Below are 21,428 nucleotides of genomic sequence, written 5' to 3'. Positions count from 1 at the left end.
CCCCAGATCCCCCTGAGTCGCTAAACTACTTAATGGTATCTTGAAAAACTTTAATAGCTCTTGAGGTTTTAGATGACAGTAGTTAGCCAAGTTATTCTCAAAGCTGATGATGAACTCCGTTATCCGAGTGTTGGTGAACTCAAAAGCATCAATGACTTTTTAAAGACGGGTGAACAGCGTGTACGGATTGCTTCGACACTTGCCGATAATGAAAAAAAGATTGTAGACCGTGCTAGTAACCAACTTTGGAAAAAACGTCCTGACTTTATTGCCCCCGGTGGCAATGCGTCGGGTTCACGGGAACGGTCTTTATGTATTCGGGATTATGGTTGGTATCTGCGCTTAATTACCTATGGGATTCTGTCAGGTGACAAAGATCCGATTGAAAGCATTGGTTTGGTCGGCGTCAAAGAAATGTACAACTCTTTAGGCGTTCCCATGCCCGGAATGGTGGAAGCCGTCCGTTGTCTCAAAGAAGCGTCTCTGGCGTTACTCGATGACGAAGATGCTACAGAAGCAGCCCCCTACTTTGACTTTATCATTCAAGCCATGTCCTAATTTTAAGCATGGGTTTGAGGTGTCTGTAGAGGCGTACCCGGTGTGCGTCTCCACAGATTTTTTTATAGCAGGGAACAGGGAACAGGGAACAGGAAACAGGGAACAGGGAACAGGAGGGAATAGGAAATAGCCACCCGATCAAGTATTTGTAGCAAACATTTAAGAACTTCATATAATATTTTATCGTAGGGGTGGCGTCCCTCCCAACCCAGGCACAAAGAGGGTTGGGAGGGACGCCACCCCTACAGGTTTTGATCACAAATCATTGAGGATTGCTATAATAAACTGTTTTTCCTCCTGTTCCCTGTTCCCTGTTCCCTCAAGAATTCTGAAAAGAACGGCGATAATTGCGTAAAGCTTGAATTAACCGCCCTCCTCGTTTCAGGGCAATATCAGCTAATTCTACAATCCATTGATTAGGAATAGCTTGAGGCTGAACCGTTACAATATACTTAAGAGCTTCTTCTTCTTTTCCCATCCCTAAACGATAGGCATAAAGAACGAATGCGATCGCAGTTGAACGACTAATACCCGCTTGACAATGAATTAATAAATCCCCTTGTTTAGCATGAACAGATTTCATAAAATGCAGAGCTTCTAAAATATGTTTAAGACTGGGTAAAATATATTCAGGATCATGATAAGGCGTATCAATATCATCAAATTCTAATCGCAACCGCGTCTGAACCCGATTAAACCCTTCAGGAAGTTCACTACCCGGACTCCCAATCGAAATTAAATAGCGAATATTTGCCCCTTGAAATTGCTCTAAAATATAGTTACTCGCTTGTACCTTAGAAGCAATCCAAAGTTTAGGTAAATTAGAATAGGGCGAAACAATATCAGGATTTAATAAGGTTTTTAAGAACGTAGTTGATTGAGAAGAATCTAATTTTTCTAAAGCAGTTTCCGCCCATGAACGAACATACATATCGGTATCATTCAATGCTGTTTTGAGTCCATTAATTGCCGAAGGCGTATTCATAGATTGAATAGTTTCCACAACTTTTGCCCGGACAAAAGGATCGGGATCATGAATTCTCTTCAGCAGTTTATTAACAACAAATTCATCGCCAATTCGACCTAATACTTCAACAACACGGGTTCTGACATCGGCATTATTATGATTAAGTGCTTGTAAAAGTACCTTAATAGCAAAAGAATCATTAATCGTTTCTAATCCATAAACGGCATTCGTATAAACATAAAATTCTCGATCATCTAAGGCATTTTTTAAGCTCGTAATTGCCGAGGCTCCTCCTAAAAATCCTAAAGCAGTAGCCGCCCGACCTCGAACATAATGATCGGGATCAGATACTAAAATTTCTCTTAATTTTGTGATCGCTAAACGATTTTTGATTTTTCCTAATGCCGCAGCGGCTCGCCAACGAACTTGACTATCTTCATGGTTAAGGGCAAGAATTAATCCTCGAATTGCTCGATCACTGCCAATTTGTCCTAATCCCCAAATAGCCCAAAGGCGGATTTTTTGTACAGGATCTTTTAACGCTTTTAATAATGAACGTTCGGCCGCTTGACCGATTTGAACAAGTGCCCAAGCTGACCAAGCATTGATCGGTTCATTCGGATGATTTAATCCTTTGAGAAGCCAAGGAATTAACAGAGGTGAACGAGTTTGTCCTAATAGACGAATTTTTAAAGGAAGCGGGAGATTTAATTGGATCACCAGAGAAAAGGCTTTGTTTTGAAATTCAGGTTTAACGGTTTTTGTTAACAACGTTCCTTGAATGACATTGAATTTTAAAGCCAAACTCACCAGGCGCAGCATCAATTCTTCGGACTCAACTTCTGCCAACACTTTTGCGAGAAAATCAAAAGTTAATGCACCTCGCAAATAGTCTTGTTTGAGTTGTTCATCACTCAACTGATACAGCCGTGTTTTCAGGATTTCAACATCGGAGAAATTAGTCATTAAATTGGGTGAAACCAGGGGAAGCAAGGGAAGAAAGGGGAGTTAGGGAGAAAGGTCAACACGAGGACAGACTGGCGTTTTTCTTGAAAGTTAACGATCAACCGTCAACTTTAATTAGATTAATCTTGATTTTATCTCGATCTGCTAGATTCAGATACCAGTTTTGGGATCGGTTGGTCTTCAACAGCAACCTCTTGAGCTTCCTGTGAAACAATCCATCGTCCGAATACCCTTAAAATATATTCAGGATGAAATAATGTATAGGCTGGTTTTGTGATATGCATGACTTCTACAAAAGACTGATAAATTTTAGGATGCTTGACTCCTAACGCCAAAATCTGATCTAAATATTGGTGCAATAATTTTGTCATCCTATTCGGTTTTCCGCCTTCGGTAGCGGGCCAACGAAAATCCTCACCTGTTGCCATTAACCAAGGCTGATTCAGAACTTTAGCGAGTTGGCGATAAAACTGTTGAGGAAATTGAGTCTGGGGGTAGTGTTCGCGCAGGCATTGATCTAAGGTTAACGCGCCTAAAGCAGCAACAGTCATTCCTTGACCATAAACCGGATTAAAGGTACAAACGGCATCTCCAAGGGCAATTAAACCGTCGGGTAAATCCGATAATTGTTCATAGTAACGGCGATGATTTCCTGTGCCTCGATAAGTATAAATTGGGGAAAGGGGTTGAGCCGTTTTAATCGCTTCATAAATTACGGGACTTCGCAGACTCCGAGTAAAGTCTAAAAAGCCTGTTTCATCCTGGGGAGGATAATCTCGATTATTGCCTACTACAGTAACAATCCAACGTTTTTTCTCAATCGGATAAATTAAACCTCCCCGTTTATCAAATGGCGGTTTAGCCCAAATATAAATTGATTTCCAATCTGCTTTAAAGTCTTGAGGTTGTTGATAGCAACGGCTGGCATAACCTAAAAATGAATTAATCACGGTTTCCGGTGGAGTTGGATAACCCAATTCTTTTAACCATTGGGGTAATTTGGATTGACGACCAGTGGCATCTACAATTAAATCAGCCATTAACTCTTGAGAATGATTTGAGTCTTTAAATTGTATTTTTGCTCCGGTAATTTTATGAATTTCAGCCTGGGTTAAAAGACTTTTAACCTGAGCATTTTCTATAATCTTAATATTGGGAATCGTTTTTAATCGCTGATAGATCACCCATTCTAATAAGGGACGACTACAGGGAACAGTCTGAAATGCTGACGGAAAACGGGGTTGCCAACCGCTAGGACTTAACATTAAACCCTCATTAATCCAATCAACCCAAGTTGCATCTCTAGCGATTAATTCAGATTGGAAACCGGGAAATAATTGCTCAAGAATTTGTTGCCCTTTGAGTAATAAAATATGGGTGTGGCTACTCTGAGGAACTCCCGAACGGAGTTGAGGCTGTTCAGGAAATTGATCCCGTTCAACTAAGGTAACACGAGCAAAATGATCGGCTAATATTCTAGCGGTGAATAACCCAGCCATACTCCCACCCATGACTAAAGCATGATCACCGATGTAATTGGAAGACATGAATGAACTCCTCAAATCTATTGACAATTAATGGTTAAATATTAAAGGGAAGAACAGGAGAGGATCAGAACTAATTCATCCCCAAACCTGCTAACCTGTAACCTATAGCCCTTATATAGCGTAAGTCTATTATGGCGATTATTTCTTCAAAAAAGCAGTCCCCTGAACCTGAACCCTCCGATGAGTTCTCTGGGTTGGCGACTCCAACGGCTAAAAAATCCCGAAAATCTAAAACTACTGAGCCGATTGATGAGTTGGATTATTTATTAGAAGCCGAAGCCACACCCCAGGAAGAAATTAATCGTCAACAGGATGAAAAAATTCGTCCCCATCGGTTAGAAGATTATATTGGACAAAAAGATTTAAAAGATGTTTTATCGATTGCGATCGCAGCCGCAAAATCTCGTCAGGAACCCTTAGATCATTTATTATTATATGGCCCTCCGGGGTTGGGAAAAACCACCATGTCCCTGATTTTAGCATCAGAAATGGGGGTAACGTGTAAAATTACGACGGCTCCGGCGTTAGAAAAACCGCGTGATATTGCGGGATTATTAGTAAGTTTAAAGCCGGGAGAAGTGTTATTTATTGATGAAATTCATCGGTTATCAAAAGTCGCTGAAGAAATTTTATATCCGGCGATGGAAGATTGCCGATTAGATATTACCATTGGTCAAGGGCGATCGGCGAAAACTCGCAGTATTCCGCTTAAACCGTTTACGATTGTAGGAGCGACAACACGGGTGGGTTCTTTAACGGCTCCGTTACGCGATCGCTTTGGAATTATTCAACGATTACGCTTTTATGAAATCGATGAATTAAGTTTAATTGTCCAACGGACTGCCAAATTATTAAATACTCCCATTACCTTAGAAGGATCTGTAGAAATTGCTCAACGTGCTAGGGGAACACCTCGAATTGCTAATCGGTTATTACGTCGAGTTCGAGATTATGTGCAAGTCAAAAGTACGGGAGAAATTAATGCGGAAATTGCTAATATTGCCTTAGAAGTATTTAATGTTGATCCGATGGGATTAGATTGGACGGATCGAAATATGTTAACCGCCATTATTGAGAAATTTAAAGGGGGGCCAGTAGGATTAGAAACAATGGCGGCAATGACCGGGGAAGATACCCAAACTATTGAAGAAGTTTATGAACCTTATTTAATGCAAATTGGGTTTATTCAACGCACAAATCGGGGTCGGATTGCGACGCCTGCGGCTTGGAAACATTTAGGATTTGATCATCCTGAAAATCGTTAAAGTTGGAGTTTATAATTCTCCTTGTAATCCTTTATAAAATAGCTTTTCATTCGGCCCTAAAGGAACATCAGGATTTTCTGCTGCTTTGGCTCGGTCTGCTTGATCATTTAAGTTTTTATGAGCAATGTTTCTAGCATTTTCAATGGCTTCGTTTCTTTTTTCGGTTTTACCGACTACCTTTTTAGTGGTATCGAGTTGATCAAACACTTTTTCCGAGGCATTTTTAGCCGCATCAGAGGCTTTTTGTAAATCCAAATTCTCAGTATTTTTGCCGGGGATGTTATAAAAGTTGGCTTTTGGGGTGAGTGATTCAGCAACAACAGGAGTCATGAATATTCCCCATCCCACCCCTATTAATCCTGTTAAAATAAGAGCGATCGCCCATCGGACACTCACTTGCTTTAAGCGAAGAATTAAACGCTGCATAATTACCTTTTAATCAGTTAGCCCCAAGCTGGAATCGAAATCAATTCCTTCCTGCTTTAATAGCGTGAAATTATAGGGTTCAATTGTCATCTATCTAGGGTTATAAGCCGAAACGTAGGAGTTGTAATCCTTAAACGGGTGGATGAAATCACCAGAAGCATTTCCCCTATCCCCTTTTCGGAGGAGAATTTTATCAAAAATTGATATAAGCGGGATTTTTTGTAAAGATTTCGTGAAATCGATGAATTACTCCGAGCATACCCGGATGGATATGCAAACATATTAGTAAATTCACCGATTGTTATACCAGGGGACAAAAATCCGTGACATCACACCTTTGTGGAATCACGGAGTTTTTTCTTTTTTAGGGGATAATATTGACAGACTGTACGGTTGTATTAGCATGAGTGTAGAAGCATATTCAAGCCAATTCACGATATCATATTCATCATTCCAATAAGAGTGGGTAAATTATGTCGGCGATTATTGTACTGCTGGCTGATGAGACTCAGCAAGAAACTCTCGTAAACTTTGTCACACAACACGAGAATGTTCTCTCCCATTACCGCCTCATTGGTGTAGACAATCTCGCAGGTTCTTTAAAACAAAAGACCTGGTTAAACGTTGAGACTGTTTTACCGTTGCAACAAGGAGGGGATATTGTCATCGCCTCTAAAATCATTACCGGGGAAGAAATTGTAGCCGTCATTTATTGGGTAGACCCGATCAAAACGACCCTTTATGAACTCCCTTTATTAACCTTATTTAGAGTTTGTAACCTTCATAATATTCCGATTGCTACTAATACGGGAACCGCCGAAGCAATTATTGTTCAACTGCGACGAACTCGTTCTGCTTATTTAATTTTTAATCCCGTTTCAGGGGTGGGAAATGCTAATCAAGATTTATTATTAATTCGACAATTATTAGAACCCTATTTTCACTTAAAAGTTTACTTAACAACGCCCGAAACTGATCCAACGGAATTAGCACGGGAAGCGTTAGAACAACAAGTTGATTTAGTAATTGCATCGGGGGGAGACGGGACGGTTTCCGCCGTAGCAGGAGCCGTGATTAATACCAATATTCCATTAGGAATTATCCCCAGAGGAACAGCTAACGCCTTTTCGGTGGCGTTGGGAATTCCGACTAATACTCAGGGCGCTTGTGAAGTGATTATTGCTGGATTAATCCGCACGATTGATGCTGCCTATTGCAATGGTTTACCGATGATTTTATTAGCCGGAATTGGGTTTGAAGCGGAAACCGTGAGTAAAGCGGATCGAGATGCTAAAAAACGCTGGGGGCCGTTAGCTTATATTATGGCAGGATGGCAACAATTAAATGAACAAACCGACTTTGAAACTGAAATTGAAATTAATGGCGAAATGAGTCAATTTGAAGCCGCCGCGATTACGGTTGCCAATGTCGCTCCTGCAACTTCGGTTTTAGCACAAGGATTGGGACAGGTTATTCCTGATGATGGATTATTAGAAGTCTTAATGTATACGTCTCCGGTCGATAAAATGCAAGCTCTGGCGGGAATGGTGCGTTTATTAGGTGCGGGTTTACTGAAAACAGAACTTCAACGGGATAATATGATTGGGTTTCGGACTCAAAGTATTAAAATTACAACAAATCCGCCCCAAAAAGTAGTTTTAGATGGTGAAATTATTGGGACAACACCGATAGAAGTTAAATGTGTTTCCAGAGGATTAAAAATATTGAGTCCCGCTTTCTCCTCCTTTCCTCCCATTGAAGAAATAGCAACATTAAATGAGGTAGAAATGGATGAATATAGGGAACAGATTAACTGAGAACTTGAGGGCGGCTTAGAAATCGGGCTTTTACACAAGATATCGGTTAAGACGTAAAGGTGATCTGAAAAACCTGGTTTCTTTTGTTTGGGCACTTTTTGATTGATTCCCAAAGAGCGATCGCGCCTTTAACACAAATTCTTCTTAACATCTTGTCCCCCACCTTTTTTAAGCAGACTAAGGGAACATCTGATTTACTTCTTTTAAAACTTGGCTAATTTCTGGTTTTTCCGAAGCAATCACATCATTCTGTAAGTGCTTGTGATGGGGGAAATTTTGGAGATTGGGAAAATGTGGCGTGCTGTCATAGCGAAAAATCAAGCAATTATTTTCATCTTGAAAGTGATAACGGTAATCAAGAAATTCTAATTGATTATCTGTAATGATAATTGCCTCGTTAATTTCTAGTAAATAGGTCTGATTAAAACGCAATCTAATTCTCAGATTAGCTCGTTTTGGGGTTAAAATTTCTTCCTCATAACGTTCTACATAAATATTGCTATACTGTAAAATAGTTTGTTCAATTTGCGCTAGATAATCTGATAAAATGTTAAGCAACATTGTTCAATTTTTGGGCTAGTTCTTGATGTAAAGCTAGGTAATGACGATAATCATTAGCCCATTCTATAAATAGACGATCATCTGATACGAGTCCTCGATTATATTGGTTAAAGAATTCTTCTGAATCCATTTTTTGCTGGTTTTCATACAAGCTGAGTCGTTTAGCAACAGCAACTAAAGCATCTAAGGGTGATGTATATTGAATGGTCTGTTTACGCATTGACTTCTTAATCCTTGTAATAGATTTATCTGTGGTACTGATATTTGTGACTGCTTACATCTTAGCAAAATGATAAGGGTAATGGCATTTCATTAAAGTGTGGTTGAACGTGCTGCACCTTGGTTTTTTCGGTTGTCTAATTTTCAGTTACGCATAGCTGAGTCTCAACCTACAATTTCGGCTGATATGCTAAACTTATGACCGCTTGTGGGTTCAGAAACCGGGTTTTTAAACAAGATATCGGTTAAGAAGCAAAAGTTATCTAAAAACCCGGTTTCTTTGCATAATTCAGTCCCAATTGCCTTAATTTTTAACCTTTTCGACATAACCCCATAAACTATAATCCCGACTTAACCAACCGTGAAAAAATGCCATTTGACTCGGATTTTCTTGAACCCGTTTATAACGGTATAAAATCCGTTCATTAATGATTTGTAATGCAGTATATTGATTATTTCCTCGTTCTAAGGCTTCACGGGTTTGTTGATCAAAGGTTCCGGTTTGAGGCAGTCCTAATGCTTGTTGTAAAAAGGTAATGGAGTTATTAATTCCAAAGTTAACCGCAGTATCAAACATCACAATTGCTAAAGCCGGGTGCATTTTTGCTGATTCACTTCCCTGCCAATAACTATTATAAATTTCGATTAATTCTGTTTCAGACATTTGGCTAACATCTAAGCCGGGTAATCCTCTGACAGAGCGATAGGCATTATATTCAGCTTGGGTAATTCCTCGATAGGTTCTGCCTCCAACATCGGAGGGATGATCGCTCAATCCTCCTTCAAAATAAAGCGTAAATCCCAAAGCAGCATTAAATAATTTGGTTTCGTAATCACTTCTAATTTTATTTCTTGCCCAACTTTGGCTACCAATCGCCACCGAAAATGCTAAGGTGAGTAACACCATTCCGGCGATCGCTTGGGGTTTGAGTTTGGCTCGGAGTTGTTTAGGAAGCATTTGCTGCCAATTCCAATTCATCAGTTTAGAGGGGATCAAAGTTACCATAACGCTATTTAGGGCAGTCGTGACCGACAAGTTAAAGTCTAGGATAGCAGATAAGTTGACAGTTGACTGTTGACGGTTGACGGTTGACGGTTGGCTGTTGACTGTTAAGCTGTTCCCTATTAAGCTGATTACTAATTACTAATTACTGATTACTATTTATTCCCTGTTCCCTGTTCCCTGTTCCCTGTTCCCTGTTCCCTGATTAATAAATATCCGTGAATCCGAATCAATCCTCTGATCCTGTTTTAATGCAGCCTGATAGTCCCCAAGGGTGGACAGAACTGGCGGAAAGTTATTATGCTCAGAAATTGTATACTGAGGCGATCGCAGCTTGTCAACAAGCGATTTCAATAGAACCAAACTGGGCATTAGCCTATGTGACAATGGGGAATGTTTACCAAGCACAGGGTCAAATTGAAGAGGCGATTCGTTCTTATCAACAAGCATTACAAAATAACCCCAATTTAGCCCAAGCTCATGCTAATTTGGGAAGTATGTTTTACCGACAAAGACAATTTGAATCCGCGATTAAAAGTTATCGTCAGGCGGTCAATTTACAACCGGATTTAGCGGCAGTTCATTGGAACTTAGCGCAAGTTTTAAAACACTTAGGACAGGATGCAGAAGCGCAAGCTTCTGAACAACAAGCCTTAGCTTTAAATCCTCAGTTGGGTGGGGCTGAAGTTCTATTTAATCAAGGGAATCAATTGGCACTCCAAGGTAAAGTTGAAGAAGCGATCGCCACTTGGCAAAAAGCGATCGCCTTGAAGCCAGATTTTGCCGAAGTCTATGGTCAAATGGGGATGGTGTTACGACATCAGGGCAAATATAAAGAGGCAATTCCCTTATTAGAAAAAGCCATTGAACTCAAGCCGAATTTGCCCTTAGCTCATCAACATTTATGTGGAATTTACCGCGATAGTAGTAACTTAGCAGCCGCGCGTAAATCGGTGGATCGGTATGTAGAATGTTGTGGCGAAATTGATCCGATTATGTCGGCGATTTATAGCATTAGCATCTATCAAGTATCGGGGTTAAATCATATTGCTAAAGATCGGTTTTTAAAATTAGAATCTCAATTATATTCTAAATTAAATCGAACCACATTAGTAGAAATTAAATCTCTCTACTCTAATTTACTATTTAGTATGCCCTATTTAAGGGATGATTTGAGTAAAAATACAAAGCTCCATCATCGGGTTACTAAACAGTATATTGAGACGACTCTTAAACCTAAATATCAACAAGTTTCTACTTCTATTCCTGCTACATTTCCCCATTCTCCCTTAAGAATTGCGATTTTATCCAGCCACTTTAATCGTCATTCTGTCGGGTGGTGCAGTTTGGATGTTTTACGCGAGTTATCGAATTTATCGGTTAATCTCTATCTTTATTGTACGGATCGTCTACAAGCGGATGATCGCACCCCGTTATTTGAAGCGATCGCCCATAAATTTTTTATTCCCAAACACTATCCCAATGGCTTACCCACACCGGAAGAAATTATTCAAGAAATTACTAACGATGAAATTGATATTATTTTAGATTTAGATGCTTTAAGTTTACCCATTCATGGGGATATTTTTTATCAAAAACCCGCCCCGATTTGTATTTCTTGGTTAGGATTTGATGCGCTCCAAATTTCTGATCAAACTTATTTTTTAGGAGATGAATACACTCACCCCAAAGGAACAGAAAAATATTATACTGAACAGTTGTTGCGGATGCCTAATTCGTTTATGGCGGTTTCGGGATTTAATCGTGTTGAGGTTGATCTCATTCAAGCGCGCAAATCTTATCGAATTAGTTCTGATCAAATCGTGTATTTATCCGTAGCATCGGGTCGCAAATTTAATGCGGATTTAGCGAAAGCTCAAATTGAAATTCTTAAGCAAGTTCCCGATAGTCTTTTAATTTATAAAGGCTTGGGGGATCAGGAGGTTGTGATTTCAACTTATCGTCAAGCTTGTGATGCTTTAGGAGTGGGGAAACATCGGATTAAATTCTTATCTCGTTTTCCCAAGGAGGAAGAACACCGTTTAATTTATGCGATCGCCGATATTCTATTAGATTCCTATCCCTATAATGGGGGCACTCATACCTTAGAAGCGTTATGGTTTAATGTTCCGGTGGTGACTCGAAAAGGCGAACAATTTTTATCGCGGATGGGTTATTCTTTCTTGCAAGGATTATCGATTCCAGAAGGAATTGCTGAGTCTTGGAAGGATTATATTAACTGGGGGGTACGTTTGGGTCAGGATGAAAGCTTGAGAAAATCAGTTCAAGAAAAGTTAATTCAATCCAAACAATCTGAACCTTTAGCTCCTCTTTGGAATCCTCAACAATTTGCTCAGAATTTATATGATATTTTACAACAATTAATCATTAAGAACTTGTAAGCTGGGTAAGCTTCTCGCCATCGGTGTTAACTTAAGCCGAAAACCCCTGATTACAGCCGAGATTAGATCCCCCTAAATCCCCCTTAAAAAGGGGGACTTTGATCTCGTGTCCCCCCCTTGTTAAGGCAGGGCTGTTTCATTCTCAAAATTTGCGATCGCTAAACCTTTGATCTGGGGCAAGTTTTAGACAACATTTAAACAGAAAATATGATTTCATATTAATAGTAAAAAGGCGATCTCATCATCTGAGGGGCGGGTTTAGAGGGGCGGGTTTAGTCAGATTATTGGTTAGAATTGAAGATAATTACAGAACCCGCCCCTACATTTTGTTGTTGAAAAAATCTGCTCGCGTAGCCGCCGCCTTGCGGCATCGCATTTGAGCAGTAATCAACAATTAAACCGTAGGGGCGGGTTCCGAGACGAGCTTTAATGATCAGTAATTATCTCCCTAAACCCGCCCTCTATTCTCAGGCGATCGCATTTTAGATCCGAGAATGAAACAGCCCTGGGACGGAGAGGGGGGGATTCGAACCCCCGGAACCTTTCAGTTCACCTGATTTCAAGTCAGGCGCATTCGACCACTCTGCCACCTCTCCAACTGCTCACCGTTGAGCTAAATAATTATAGCATGGATGTCGATTGTGCCAAGTGCTGAGTTGAGCAATACAACAATTCCGTTTCAATCACCTGAAAATCCTCACCCACCCAAACTAACGAGACTTCCGATACTTGGTCTTGGTCTAACATCACCATCGAAAAATTCCGTTGCTTCCCTTGGGGCGTTTCTCGAATCCGACTCACACAAGCGGAATTCAGATAAACCGTCCCTTCCGGGCTGGTAATTAACCGTTGACGGGGACGGGTTTTGGTATGGCGAAGGGTATGGTGCATGTGACCAAAAGCAACTAGGGGAATGGTTTTACCCAAAGTCCGACTGTAGGCGATCGCCTCCGCCAAATCAGGATCACCATAATCTCCCCCGATCGGGCTCCAATCCTTGCCACAGGGAGCCTCAGCAGCCTCTCCTAACCCCGTTGGGCCGTTGTGACCCAAAAACAGAATCCGGTCAAAAGTAGCGGTTTGAACCGCCTTAATCATGCGCTGAGTGGATGCTGCAAAACCATTAACCCCAAATCGTTCCTCGTAAAAACCGTTATATTTCCATTCTGGGCCACCCCAACTAAAGGGACGACCGCCAACAACGGTTAATTGCAGGTGGGGAAAATCCCGTTTTCCGTAACCAACGTGATCCGCCCCGATAATATCCAATTGTTCTTGTACCCAATCTTCCGTTTTGCGATTATAGGGGCATTTTTTGCGGCCCCATTCCGTTGCGGTGTACCAAGCGTCATGGTTGCCAAAAACGACCGCTTTGGGAATATCCACCGAGGCGATCTTTCTCACGACCTCTACCGCCTCATTGCCAAAATCCCCGACAAACAGCACTAAATCAACCCCTAAAGACTTCAACGCTAGGGTGTCATCGTTTTCCCATTGATCATGAACATCTCCAACAACGGCAATTTTAATCGGTTTAATATTCACAACGGTCATGATTTCAAAGGTTTCTGAATCTAGGATAAGCAATTCTGAGGGAAGAGTGAAGCCCCCTTTTTGGTGAATTCGACTATAATTAGGAGCTACAATTCAAGATCAATCACGCTTCCTAGAAGGTTCTCACTGTGTTTACATCAACACTTCCCAGACAAAACGGTTCTCAAGTTACGGATTTACCCGAAGATTTGTTTGCAGCGATTCAAGTCTTGAAACAAGAGTTAAATGCGGTTATTTTAGCCCACTATTATCAAGATCCCGATATTCAAGATATTGCTGACTATATTGGAGATTCTCTGGGGTTATCTCGCCAAGCTTCCCAGACGAATGCTGATGTGATTGTGTTTGCGGGGGTTCACTTTATGGCAGAAACAGCTAAAATTTTGAATCCTGATAAATTAGTGTTGTTACCTGACTTAAATGCGGGGTGTTCTTTAGCAGAAAGTTGTCCCCCTGATGCTTTTGCTGAATTTAAAGCCGAACATCAAGATCATCTGGTGGTGTCCTATATTAACTGTACGGCTGAAATTAAAGCCATGAGTGATATTATTTGCACCAGTTCTAATGCGGTGGATATTGTCCGACAAATTCCCGAAGATCAACCGATTATTTTTGCCCCCGATCGCAATCTCGGACGATATGTAATCGCAGAAACCGGGCGAGACCTGTTACTATGGCAAGGGGCTTGTCTGGTACATGAAAACTTCTCTGAGAAAAAGTTAGTCCAACTGAAAATTGAACATCCAGAAGCAGAAATTATTGCTCATCCTGAATGTGAACCTCCGGTTTTGCGTCATGCCGATTATATTGGTTCAACAACGGCCTTATTAAGGTATGCTAAGAATAGCCCTAAGTCTAGTTTCATTGTGGCGACTGAACCGGGAATTATTCATCAAATGGAAAAGGAAACCCAAGGTAAATCTTTTATTCCGGCGCCTCCAATGAGTAGCTGTGCCTGTAATGAATGTCCTCACATGAGGTTAAATACCCTGGAAAAATTGTATTTATCCATGAAAAATCGCACGCCGGAAATTACGATTTCTGAAGAAATCAGAATCGCCGCTTTGCGTCCGATTCAACGAATGTTAGAAATGAGTAAATAACAGACAAATCTTTTATGTCGTAGGGGCAGGGTTTCCCCGCCCTGAGATGATCAAATTTAAAATAACCCTAATTCCCGATTAAAGCAAAACCAGGAAACCTTTTTTCCTTAAAACAATCAATAAACGGATACCCATACCCTATGAAAAAACATTTAATTATTTTTACTCGCTATCCTGAACCGGGAAAAACAAAAACACGGTTAATTCCAGTTTTGGGAGAAATCGGCGCGGCTAATCTTCATCGTCAAATGACTGAAAAAACCCTAAAAATTGCCCGACAATTACAGGCGTTAAATTCTGTATCCATTGAGGTTAGGTTTACCGGAGGAAATTTAGATGTTATGCAGAATTGGTTGGGGTCTGATTTAATTTATGATGCTCAATGTTTTGGGGATTTAGGTGAACGCATGAGCAAAGCCTTTGAAACCGCATTTCATGAAGGAAAAACCGATATTATTACCATTGGTACAGACTGCCCTAGTTTAACTGTAGATATTTTAGCTCAGGGGTTTGAATCTCTCAAACATCACGATATTGTTCTCGGCCCTGCTCAAGATGGGGGATATTATTTAATTGGGTTAAAGGATTATTTTCCCGAATTATTCTCAGGAATTTCTTGGGGAACCGCAGAAGTCTTTCAAAAAACCATTAACCGTTCTAAAATGCTCAATTTGTCTGTCGGTGAATTACCCCTGTTATCAGATGTTGACCGCCCTGAAGATTTCGTTTTTAATAAATTTAGCAATAACCGGGAAACAGACCGTCAAAAATCAACGGTCAGCAGTCAACGTCCCGCATCCGATCTGAGTTGAGAAATGGGAATTTGGATCTTGACATACTCCCGCACACCCAAGCTTCGCTAATGGTGCGGGGCACTTAGCCAGATAGACTTTACTACTCTTGTAAGTGAATTCTGCACTAGATCGTCGCCATTCATCCCGACACCAACGTTCCTGATGGTTTTTGTTCCTTCTTGCTCCCATTTTCGATAACCCCTCAAACTTAATCCCCTAACCCGCAGTAAAAATTAACAAAAACTATGCTGGGCTAAATGAAAAGGAAATCCCCCCCTCTGATAGACTGGAACACTGGGAGTGTGTAATCAATCCGGCAATCTCAAACTGTTGGGAGGAGAAAATTCTGTGGATAATGTCATTGGATTAGAGATTATTGAAGTCGTCGAGCAAGCGGCTATTGCTTCTGCTCGTTTGATGGGGAAAGGCGACAAAAATGAAGCCGACCATGTGGCGGTGGAAGCCATGCGTAAACGCATGAACCAAATTCACATGAGAGGACGGATCGTAATTGGGGAAGGGGAACGGGACGAAGCCCCCATGCTTTATATTGGTGAGCAAGTCGGGATCTGTACCCAAGAAGATGCGGCTAAATATTGTAACCCTGACGAACTGCTGGAAATTGATATTGCGGTTGACCCCTGCGAAGGAACTAACTTAGTCGCCTACGGTCAAAATGGCTCGATGGCGGTGTTAGCGATTTCTGAAAAAGGCGGATTATTCGCGGCTCCTGATTTCTACATGAAGAAATTAGCGGCTCCTGCGGTGGCTAAGGATCACGTTGATATTAACAAATCCGCCACTGAAAACCTGAAAATTCTCTCGGACTGCATGAACCGCAGCGTTGAGGACTTAGTGGTGGTGGTCATGGATCGTCCCCGTCATAAAGAACTGATCGAAGAAATTCGCAAGGCGGGTGCGCGTGTCCGTTTGATTAGTGATGGTGACGTTTCGGCTGCCATTTCCTGTGCATTTTCGGGAACTAATATTCACGCACTCATGGGGATCGGGGCTGCACCAGAAGGAGTGATTTCGGCTGCGGCGATGCGGGCTTTAGGCGGTCACTTCCAAGGCCAGTTAATCTATGATCCAGAAGTGGTGAAAACAGGATTAATTGGGGAAAGCAGAGAGGGTAATCTGGCTCGCCTCAAAGAAATGGGAATTAATGATCCTGATAAAGTCTATAATTCCCATGAATTGGCTTCCGGTGAAACGGTGTTATTTGCAGCTTGTGGGATTACACCGGGTACTTTGATGGAAGGGGTGCGCTTCTTTAGTGGTGGCGCTCGGACTCAAAGTTTAGTCATTTCTTCTCTGTCTAAGACTGCTCGTTTTGTCGATACTGTCCATATGTTTGATAAACCGAAGGCAATTCAGTTGCACTAAGTAATCAGTAATCAGTAATCAGTTATCAGTTATCAGTTATCAATTATTGGTTTTTATCCACCCATTGATAACGATAACGATTAACGATAAACGGTTAACGACTAATAACTGTTTACTGATAACTGTTTACTGTTTAATTACCCATTTTTAAACCCGTATTTATAACAACTGTTGTATGAATATTGCTGTTGTAGGTCTGAGTCATAAGACCGCGCCCGTTGAAGTTCGTGAAAAATTGAGTATTCCCGAACCTCAATTAGAAGGTGGGATCGCTCATTTATTGAGTTATCCTCATCTTGAAGAAGTGGCGATTCTTAGCACTTGTAACCGTTTAGAAATTTATTTAGTTGCTACCGAAACTCAACCCGGAATTCGGGAAGTGACTCAGTTTTTATCAGAAAAAAGTAAGTTATCTTTACATCAATTACGTCCCCATTTATTTACTCTGCTTCATGATGATGCCATCATGCACTTAATGAGAGTAGCCTCTGGCTTAGATAGTTTAGTCTTAGGGGAAGGGCAAATTTTATCTCAAGTTAAACAAACTCATAAATTAAGTCAACAACATAAAGGGATTAGTCGAATTCTTAACCGTTTATTTACCCAAGCATTAACCGCCGGAAAACGGGTGAGAACCGAAACCAGTATTGGCACAGGTGCGGTTTCTATTAGTTCGGCTGCGGTGGAATTAGTTCAGATGAAGGTGCAGAATTTAGGGAATCATCGCGTTGCGATTTTAGGAGCGGGGAAAATGTCTCGCTTATTAGTTCAGCATTTAATCTCTAAAGGTGCGAACCAAATTTCAATTTTAAATCGAACTTTAGGACGAGCAAAAGAATTAGCCAATCAATTTCCCGATGCTAATTTACAGATTTATACAATGTCGGAAATGATGTCGGTAATGGCGGATTCTGATATTGTATTTACGAGTACCTCGGCTACAGAACCAATTATAGATCGAGCTAAATTGGAAACGATTTTAACCCCCTCTCAATCGTTGATGTTAGTGGATATTTCTGTACCCCGAAATATTGCTACAGACGTGAGTGAATTAGCGAATGTTCAAGCCTATAATGTGGATGATTTAAAAGCCGTTGTCGCCCAAAATCATGAGAGTCGCCGTCAAATGGCACAGGAAGCCGAAGTTCTATTAGACGAAGAAGTACAAGCTTTTGATGTTTGGTGGCGCAGTTTAGAAACTGTTCCGGTAATTAACTGTTTACGCGATAAAATTGAAACGATCCGAGAACAGGAATTAGAAAAAGCTTTATCTCGTTTAGGTTCAGAATTTGCTGATAAACATCAAGAAGTGATTGAAGCTTTAACACGGGGAATTGTGAATAAAATTCTCCATGACCCAATGGTACAACTTCGCGCCCAACAGGATATTGAAGCTCGACGTCGTGCGATGCAAACCTTACAAACTTTGTTTAATTTAGAGCCGGAAAAGAATTCGAGTCAGCAATATAGTTAGGTTGGCTCTGTTTGTCCTGAATTTTTTCTACTAATAACGCGGGGATCAAAAATAGTTTTTGATCCCCGTTAACCCTATCTGTCTAAGGAGATATGGGCAGTTTTGTTGGGGTATTAGCGGGATTGATAGCAATCGCCTTAGATTTTAGTTATAGCAGTCGTCTGATCCATGCTTATCCCTATATGTTTAGCTGAACTTTAAACAAAAAAATGTTTAAAGTTGTATAATTATTCTTTAGGTATAAGAGAGAGTAGGTTTGAAATGGCTGTATTGCAAATCCCTGATCGATATATTCCAGGTCTACAACTAATTGCTACACTTGATAAGAAAGTAGTAGAATCTGTTTTAAAAGCAGTAGCTGAATCAAAACCATCTTTAAAAAATAAAGAGATAGCTACTGAAGTTTCTAAGGTTGTTCCAGAAATAGATCCTCAAAATGTATATCAAATTATACTTGCTTTAGCTTCTATATATGATCTTCGTGAATATACTCAATACGACAATGATAAATTGTCTGAAGACTTGAGCGAATCTATTATTACTGACTTAGAAGATTTATCTTTTGAACAGCAACAACAATTAAAAGAACTTATATTAAAAGCTCTAAATCTTTTAGAAGGCACTCTTGGCTCTACATCTAAAGCGCGAATTCTATTATCTGAATACGAGCGTTTATATTTAAAAGCTAAAATTATAACAGATGTAAGGCCAATTTTTAAGGAGGAATTGAGTGATAGTGTAGAAGGTACATTAATAATTCATTTATTAAAACTAAATTATTTAGATAAATCCGGGGAGAAAGAGTTTTTTATAGCTTTAGATGAATCAGACTTAAAAGAATTAGAGGAACAAGTCAAAAAAGCGCAGGAGCAAAAAAAATCTTTGCTTTCTGTAATTGAAAAGGCGGGTATTCCATATTTTATTTCTTAAGTTGATGGTTAAATTCTTGAAAGGAGAGGTATAAAGAGTGTCAATAATACAAGAAGAAGAAAAAAACGCAAAGCTTGAGTTTTTTAATAGTTTGACCTTGGAGAAGGACATGAAAACAGATAGTAGTATTAAAGAGTATAGTTGCTATAAAGATAAGTTTGATAGCATTATTAGTCAAAAAAAAATAAATATTGATAGAAACCCTGAAAATACAGATGCTCCTGACAAAGCTGTATGGTTAAAAATTAGCAACTATAAGGGTAAAAAAATACCTACTTATTCTTTCGACTATCAAAAAGTAAAAGTAAGGGATGTTGAACTTCGCTTAAAAAATCAAATTGAAAATAGCTTAAAAAATTTTAGTATTGAAAATGAAAACCAAAAATCTGTTGTTGAGTTTTTAAAAGAAAATAAAATCCTGATTTCATTACTGGATGAAAGCCTTTTAAAAATCAAGGAAATATTTAATGAAAGTATACAAGAACTATGCTTAGATTTACACGAAGACCCAGAAGAAGATATAATAACTTTATTTTTAATAGTGAAAACAAATTTACTACCCAAGGATGGACTTTCTCGCTTGAAGCGACTAAAAAATGATTGGCTTTTAGATAAAGTTCCTCCAGAAATATTGTCAATTTTTAGTGTTACCATTGAGTCAGTATGAGATTTTCGTGTAAGTGTTATTTACAATTAGCAGAGGAGCTAATAAGCTGTTCTAAGTCTCCCGATTTAAGTACAGAGGCTTATTTTCGATCTTCTATAAGCCGTTCGTATTATGGCCTTTTTCTTATAGCTAGACAAGTTATGGAGAGCGAAGGTTTTATTTGTTTAAGAGGTAGTGAAGCGCATAAACAAGTTCAAGACCATTTTCTTAACTCTGACGATAACAACTATCAACTTGTTGGAACAGAATTACAAGATTTACGGAGACAAAGAAATAAGGCAGATTACAACCTAAATTGCATATTTACTCGTGGACAAGCTGAACTAGCTCATCAACGAGCAAAGAATAACTTTGAGTATTTATCCGGTTTACTCAGTGAGTAGAAATTTGAGTGACTTGGAAGATCAGCTTTGAGCAGGTTAACGACGGCCAAAATTGAACGAAATTTAAAGATTACAGCCCACGAAGAACCAAGGTTTCACCCCAGTTTGACAGAACATCATTAATTGAGAATCAAGCCAGAATACCCTGTAGAAAGGGCGATCAGATTTAGCCGAGAACATTAAAATTATTGAGCTTGCAATCCCTAAGCAAGTCAGCCATTAGAGCGCGTTAGAACGATTTACAATCGTTTACATAGGGAGGTTTTATGGAGCCTACCTATGTAAACGATTGTAACAATCATCGGGATGATTCACTCAATACTGCCTTCTTGTTCCCGACGTTTGCGATCTTGAATAAAGGATTCAACTAAGGCGACATCCTCTTTACTTCCAATTACTAAAGGAGTGCGTTGATGCAATTTTTCAGGAATAATATCTAAAATCTCTTGAGTTCCTGTTGAAGCCCGTCCTCCGGCTTGTTCGATTAAAAATGCCATCGGTGCAGACTCATATAATAACCGTAATTTTCCCTCTGGTTTCTTAACAGTCCCCGGATATAAAAACACACCGCCTTGATATAAAATGCGATGCACATCTCCCACTAAAGCCCCACTATAACGGGCCGTATATCCTTCATGACGATGAACATAACGAGTGTAATCCCGAATCGATTCATCCCACTGCCAAAAATTCCCTTCATTGACACTATAAATCGGCCCGTGATTGGGAATTGAAATATTCTCTTTCGCTAGAATAAATTCTCCTAAACTAGGGTCAAGAATAAAAGCATGAACCCCTGTTCCAATGGAATAAACTAACATTGTACTAGGGCCATAAAGAATATATCCGGCGGCAATTTGCTTGCGTCCATTTTGCAATAAATCCGCCGCCGCTCCATCTTCATCATTGCCTTCTTGCTGACGAATGGCAAAAATTGACCCCACATTTAAGTTAGTATCTAAATTCGATGAACCATCTAACGGATCATAAAGCAGGGTATAGCGTCCAATCGGGCAGTTTTCGGGAATATAAAACGGGTTTTCCATCTCCTCCGATGCCAAACGACAGACTAAACCGCTTTGTTTGAACACCGAAATAAACACGGAGTTAGCATAAACATCCATCTTTTGAACGGACTCTCCCTGAACGTTTACGGCCCCTGTAAACCCTAACGCATCATCCACTAAACCCGCCTGGGATAACCTGCGAGCAATGAGTTTTCCCGCCAGTCCGATGCGATTCATTAAGGCGCTAATATCTTGAGCATCGGGGGAAAAACTATGTAGTTGTTGCAGAACATGACGAGATAGGGTTGTGCAGTCCCGATCTAAGTAATATCCTTGATCAATCGCATCTGAAAAATTAGACCCAACGGACGTTGTTACCATAATTGATCGGCTCCTACT

Annotated in this window: 18 protein-coding genes and 1 tRNA gene; 10 read left to right on the top strand and 9 right to left on the bottom strand. The window is 40.1% G+C overall.

Going from position 1 to position 21,428, the window contains the following annotated elements:
- Nucleotides 1-72: 72 nt before the first annotated feature.
- Nucleotides 73-558 carry an allophycocyanin subunit alpha-B gene (locus tag PL8927_RS03225; protein WP_083617559.1) on the top strand — a complete coding sequence of 162 codons (486 nt, stop codon included), beginning with the start codon at nt 73-75 and terminating at the stop codon, nt 556-558.
- Nucleotides 559-877: 319 nt separating this feature from the next.
- On the opposite strand, the gene PL8927_RS03220 is transcribed toward PL8927_RS03225, so the two are convergent.
- Nucleotides 878-2,491: a HEAT repeat domain-containing protein gene (locus PL8927_RS03220; protein ID WP_083617558.1), complete on the bottom strand. Its 1,614-nt coding sequence runs from the start codon at nt 2,489-2,491 to the stop codon at nt 878-880.
- 131 nt (nt 2,492-2,622) lie between these two features.
- Nucleotides 2,623-4,038, bottom strand: a complete 1,416-nt coding sequence (locus PL8927_RS03215) for an FAD-dependent oxidoreductase (protein ID WP_083617556.1) — start codon at nt 4,036-4,038, stop codon at nt 2,623-2,625.
- Between the two features lie 131 nt (nt 4,039-4,169).
- On the opposite strand from PL8927_RS03215, the gene ruvB reads away from it, so the two are divergent.
- Nucleotides 4,170-5,303: a Holliday junction branch migration DNA helicase RuvB gene (ruvB, locus tag PL8927_RS03210; protein WP_083617554.1), complete on the top strand. Its 1,134-nt coding sequence runs from the start codon at nt 4,170-4,172 to the stop codon at nt 5,301-5,303.
- A 9-nt stretch (nt 5,304-5,312) separates the two neighbouring features.
- On the opposite strand, the gene PL8927_RS03205 is transcribed toward ruvB, so the two are convergent.
- Nucleotides 5,313-5,729: a hypothetical protein gene (locus PL8927_RS03205; RefSeq protein ID WP_083617552.1), complete on the bottom strand. Its 417-nt coding sequence runs from the start codon at nt 5,727-5,729 to the stop codon at nt 5,313-5,315.
- A gap of 473 nt (nt 5,730-6,202) precedes the next feature.
- Here PL8927_RS03205 and PL8927_RS03200 point away from each other — a divergent pair, with 473 nt between their 5' ends.
- The gene (locus PL8927_RS03200) at nt 6,203-7,546 is read left to right on the top strand and encodes a YegS/Rv2252/BmrU family lipid kinase (RefSeq protein ID WP_083617550.1); all 1,344 of its coding nucleotides are present in this window, start codon (nt 6,203-6,205) and stop codon (nt 7,544-7,546) included.
- Between the two features lie 177 nt (nt 7,547-7,723).
- Here the strand turns inward: PL8927_RS03200 and tumE are convergent, their stop codons facing one another.
- The 3 genes from tumE to PL8927_RS03185 all read right to left on the bottom strand — a co-directional run bounded on the left by tumE (nt 7,724) and on the right by PL8927_RS03185 (nt 9,332).
- The gene (gene tumE, locus PL8927_RS03195) at nt 7,724-8,107 is read right to left on the bottom strand and encodes a toxin TumE (RefSeq protein WP_083617548.1); all 384 of its coding nucleotides are present in this window, start codon (nt 8,105-8,107) and stop codon (nt 7,724-7,726) included.
- Complete coding sequence (tumA, locus tag PL8927_RS03190; protein ID WP_083617545.1) at nt 8,097-8,327, bottom strand: antitoxin TumA; 231 nt, start codon at nt 8,325-8,327, stop codon at nt 8,097-8,099. The genes tumE and tumA overlap by 11 nt, the downstream gene beginning before the upstream one ends.
- Before the next feature lie 303 nt (nt 8,328-8,630).
- Nucleotides 8,631-9,332: a glycoside hydrolase family 108 protein gene (locus tag PL8927_RS03185; protein ID WP_407947367.1), complete on the bottom strand. Its 702-nt coding sequence runs from the start codon at nt 9,330-9,332 to the stop codon at nt 8,631-8,633.
- 215 nt (nt 9,333-9,547) lie between these two features.
- Here PL8927_RS03185 and PL8927_RS03180 point away from each other — a divergent pair, with 215 nt between their 5' ends.
- On the top strand, nt 9,548-11,731 hold the full coding sequence (locus PL8927_RS03180) for an O-linked N-acetylglucosamine transferase, SPINDLY family protein (protein WP_083617541.1): 2,184 nt from the start codon (nt 9,548-9,550) through the stop codon (nt 11,729-11,731).
- Between the two features lie 511 nt (nt 11,732-12,242).
- On the opposite strand, the gene PL8927_RS03175 is transcribed toward PL8927_RS03180, so the two are convergent.
- A tRNA-Ser gene (locus PL8927_RS03175) sits at nt 12,243-12,327 on the bottom strand.
- Between the two features lie 25 nt (nt 12,328-12,352).
- A complete protein-coding gene (locus PL8927_RS03170) occupies nt 12,353-13,285 on the bottom strand; it encodes a TIGR04168 family protein (RefSeq protein ID WP_083617539.1) in 933 nt (310 codons plus the stop codon).
- A 128-nt stretch (nt 13,286-13,413) separates the two neighbouring features.
- On the opposite strand from PL8927_RS03170, the gene nadA reads away from it, so the two are divergent.
- The 6 genes from nadA to PL8927_RS03140 all read left to right on the top strand — a co-directional run bounded on the left by nadA (nt 13,414) and on the right by PL8927_RS03140 (nt 19,639).
- Entirely contained in the window at nt 13,414-14,388 is a 975-nt protein-coding gene (gene nadA, locus PL8927_RS03165; protein ID WP_083617537.1) for a quinolinate synthase NadA, read from the top strand.
- Between the two features lie 140 nt (nt 14,389-14,528).
- Nucleotides 14,529-15,200 (top strand): TIGR04282 family arsenosugar biosynthesis glycosyltransferase, encoded by a 672-nt coding sequence (locus PL8927_RS03160; protein ID WP_083617535.1) that lies wholly within the window; start codon nt 14,529-14,531, stop codon nt 15,198-15,200.
- A 330-nt stretch (nt 15,201-15,530) separates the two neighbouring features.
- Nucleotides 15,531-16,568: a class II fructose-bisphosphatase gene (gene glpX, locus PL8927_RS03155; RefSeq protein ID WP_083617791.1), complete on the top strand. Its 1,038-nt coding sequence runs from the start codon at nt 15,531-15,533 to the stop codon at nt 16,566-16,568.
- 175 nt (nt 16,569-16,743) lie between these two features.
- Nucleotides 16,744-18,042: a glutamyl-tRNA reductase gene (locus tag PL8927_RS03150; RefSeq protein ID WP_083617533.1), complete on the top strand. Its 1,299-nt coding sequence runs from the start codon at nt 16,744-16,746 to the stop codon at nt 18,040-18,042.
- Nucleotides 18,043-18,303: 261 nt separating this feature from the next.
- Nucleotides 18,304-18,972, top strand: a complete 669-nt coding sequence (locus PL8927_RS03145) for a hypothetical protein (RefSeq protein WP_083617531.1) — start codon at nt 18,304-18,306, stop codon at nt 18,970-18,972.
- Nucleotides 18,973-19,009: 37 nt separating this feature from the next.
- Nucleotides 19,010-19,639, top strand: a complete 630-nt coding sequence (locus tag PL8927_RS03140; protein ID WP_083617529.1) for a hypothetical protein — start codon at nt 19,010-19,012, stop codon at nt 19,637-19,639.
- A gap of 694 nt (nt 19,640-20,333) precedes the next feature.
- On the opposite strand, the gene fbp is transcribed toward PL8927_RS03140, so the two are convergent.
- Nucleotides 20,334-21,410, bottom strand: coding sequence for a class 1 fructose-bisphosphatase (fbp, locus tag PL8927_RS03130; RefSeq protein ID WP_083617524.1), 1,077 nt, complete (start codon nt 21,408-21,410; stop codon nt 20,334-20,336).
- Nucleotides 21,411-21,428 lie beyond the last annotated feature (18 nt).

The organism is Planktothrix serta PCC 8927, assembly GCF_900010725.2.
Taxonomy (GTDB): Bacteria; Cyanobacteriota; Cyanobacteriia; order Cyanobacteriales; family Microcoleaceae; genus Planktothrix; species Planktothrix serta.
The sequence above is the reverse complement of the archived record's forward strand: the minus strand, read 5'-3'. Positions and strand labels throughout refer to the sequence as shown.